Source organism: Maribacter polysaccharolyticus, from assembly GCF_028882255.1.
Lineage (GTDB): Bacteria > Bacteroidota > Bacteroidia > Flavobacteriales > Flavobacteriaceae > Maribacter_A > Maribacter_A polysaccharolyticus.
Genome location: NZ_JARBUY010000018.1, coordinates 1 through 2,833 on the forward strand (window position 1 = coordinate 1; position 2,833 = coordinate 2,833).

Sequence of the window (2,833 nt, forward strand, 5' to 3'; positions counted from 1 at the left end):
ATGGCTCGGAACCGGGCGAAAAAGTCCTACGGACGTTTTCCGCAACAGATCATAGCCGAGCCGTTAGCGAACAGTTGCAAATGTGCTCAAAAGAACGCAAACGGACTCCTCTCCCCCTTTCTGTCGGATGGATCACTCAAACACAAGCAGAACGCAGATGGACCTCTTACCAGGACGGAATTAATCGGATTTCGGGCTTGTCCGCTTAGGGACGTAAGTCCCTCGATTTTCGGCCATTTTTGCAAACTCCGGACGGATTAAAAAAAACCGTACGCTAACAATACCTATAATCAATTGCTTACGATGGATTTCCTAACGGAAATCCCTAACTTTAAACAATGGCTCAGAACCGGGCGAAAAAGTCCTACGGACGTTTTCCGCAACAGATCATAGCCGAGCCGTTGTAAGCCATTTGAAAAAAAGCAGTAATTAAATTGAAAAATGGATTATTCCGAAACAAATAGATTATCAAGATTAACCGCAATCTTAATTCAATTACAAACTAAACGAATTGTAACTGCTTCGGAGTTAGCGAATAAATTTAACATTAGTAAAAGAACCATTTACAGAGACATAAAGGCATTGGAACAATCTGGCGTGCCTGTATTGACAGAAGAAGGAAAAGGTTATACATTAATGGATGGATATAAAATTCCACCTGTAATGTTTACCGAAAAGCAAGCAAATGCCTTAATACTTGCAGAACAATTAGTACTAAATAGCAAGGATGCATCATTTGTAAAAGACTACTCAGAAGCAATCGATAAAATTAAATCAATTCTAAAATATACGACAAAAGATAAAGCTAATATACTCCTTGAGCGTACACGTTATGATGAAAACATAAATCGAGAAAGGAATAGCAATAATTTATCAGATTTACAAAATGCATTAACTAATTACAACCTTGTTAAAATAGAATATATCAATAAAGAAAATTCTGCTTCAATTAGAATAATAGAACCATTTGCTATATTAAATTCTGAAAATTGGTACTTAATTGCATTTTGTCGTTTGCGTAATGAGTTTAGGTTCTTTAGACCTGACAGAATTCAAAAAATAGAAATTCTAACAGAAAATTTCGAGCCTCATAATATGAATTTACAAGAATATTTTGACAAATATCATTAACCTTTTTTGACCCTTGCCATAAGGCTGTCATAGTACCGATTTACATTTGTATCATATTAATTTTTAAACAAAAAATAATAATCGTATGAGCAATAAAAATAATTCAATCGAATTTTCAAAATCAACTATGATTTCAGTCAACAATATTGAACTTGAAGTATTTGAAGCAGGTAAAGAGAATAAAGGTAAACCTATTGTACTATGTCACGGCTTTCCTGAAAATGCATTTTCTTGGCGTTTTCAAATTACCGAACTTGTTAAAGCTGGTTATCACGTTATTGTTCCAAACCAAAGAGGTTATGGGAAATCATCTTGCCCAACCGAAATAACAGAATACGATATTAAACATTTAACAGGCGACCTAATTGCTTTGCTTGACCACTTCGGATATGAAAAAGCTACCTTTATAGGTCACGATTGGGGTGCTAATATTGTTTGGAGTCTTGCTTTATTGCATCCAAAACGAGTACATAAAATAATAAACTTGGCTTTACCTTATCAAGAAAGAGGAGAAAAACCTTGGATTGAATGGATGGAGGAAATATTTGGAGCAGATAACTATTTTGTTCACTTTAATCGTCAAGTAGGAGTAGCAGATGCTATTTTAGATGAAAACAAATCTCAGTTTCTTGGTAATTTATTTCGTAAAAACATTCCACCTACAATGCCTGAACCAGGAATGTTAATGATTAATCTTGCAAAAGCAGAAAAATCTCTCGGAGAACCAATAATGAGCGAAAGTGAATTGGCTGTATATGTTTCTGCTTTCGAAACATCAGGATTTACAGGAGGTATTAATTGGTATAGAAATCTTGACCGCAACTGGCATTTATTAGCAGATTTAAATCCAATTATTCAACATCCTACACTTATGATATATGGAGAACAGGATATGATTCCTAAATCTGAAAAATTAACGGATTTTGTTCCTAATGCAGAAGTAATTAGTTTAGATTGCGGACATTGTATTCAACAAGAAAAACCAGAAGAAACTAATCAAGCCATTTTAGAATGGTTGGAACACCATAATGTCTAAAAAAGAAATAGAAACATATTACCCTAAAAGTCAAACAGATTGGAGAAACTGGTTAGAAAAAAATCATCAGTTAAAACAGTCTGTTTGGCTTGTTTTTTATAAAAAATCAACAAAAATTGCTTCTATAAGCTGGAGTGAATCAGTTGATGAAGCACTCTGTTTTGGTTGGATAGATAGTACAAAAAAAACAATTGACGAAGAAAGATACATTCAATATTTCAGTAAAAGAAAACCTAATAGTATTTGGTCTAAGGTAAATAAAGATAAGGTAGAATATTTAACCTCAAAAAAACTTATCCGAGAAGCTGGCTATAAATCTATTGAAACAGCTAAGGAAAATGGCTCTTGGTTTATAATGGATGAAGTAGAAGCTTTAATTCTTCCAAAAGCCTTAAAGGAAGAATTTGATAAAAGAAAAGGAGCTTTAGAATATTATGAAAGCTTAAGTAAATCTGCAAAGAAAATATTATTAAGCTGGATTGTACTTGCTAAAAAAACCGAAACTAAACAAAAAAGAATTATTAAAATAGCAGAAAACGCAAGTAGAAATACCAAACCGAAACAATTTAGATAGAATAAAAACGGCTTACAACAATGTATCCTATGAAAAGCCCTAGTCCAGTTCTCTAAAGATAATATTTTATTTTTTACTAGTCCATAATGTTG

At 33.1% G+C, this 2,833-nt stretch carries 3 protein-coding genes; all 3 read left to right on the forward strand.

The genetic code is table 11. The annotated features are described in order from the left end of the window. The first annotated feature begins 441 nt into the window (after positions 1 to 441). The 3 genes from PHU20_RS20050 to PHU20_RS20060 all read left to right on the forward strand — a co-directional run bounded on the left by PHU20_RS20050 (position 442) and on the right by PHU20_RS20060 (position 2,741). Positions 442 to 1,131, forward strand: a complete 690-nt coding sequence (locus PHU20_RS20050; RefSeq protein WP_274827188.1) for a helix-turn-helix transcriptional regulator — start codon at positions 442 to 444, stop codon at positions 1,129 to 1,131. Positions 1,132 to 1,216: 85 nt separating this feature from the next. Continuing rightward, positions 1,217 to 2,167: an alpha/beta fold hydrolase gene (locus tag PHU20_RS20055; RefSeq protein ID WP_274827189.1), complete on the forward strand. Its 951-nt coding sequence runs from the start codon at positions 1,217 to 1,219 to the stop codon at positions 2,165 to 2,167. After that, a complete protein-coding gene (locus PHU20_RS20060) occupies positions 2,160 to 2,741 on the forward strand; it encodes a YdeI/OmpD-associated family protein (RefSeq protein ID WP_274827190.1) in 582 nt (193 codons plus the stop codon). Before PHU20_RS20055 ends, PHU20_RS20060 begins: the two co-directional genes overlap by 8 nt. The last annotated feature ends 92 nt before the right edge of the window (positions 2,742 to 2,833 follow it).

What these genes read in the sequence shown, in the direction of transcription:
- PHU20_RS20060 (WP_274827190.1), top strand. Translation starts at nt 2,160, where the DNA reads ATGTCTAAAAAAGAAATAGAAACATATTACCCTAAAAGTCAAACAGAT.
- PHU20_RS20055 (WP_274827189.1), top strand. Translation starts at nt 1,217, where the DNA reads ATGAGCAATAAAAATAATTCAATCGAATTTTCAAAATCAACTATGATT.
- PHU20_RS20050 (WP_274827188.1), top strand. Translation starts at nt 442, where the DNA reads ATGGATTATTCCGAAACAAATAGATTATCAAGATTAACCGCAATCTTA.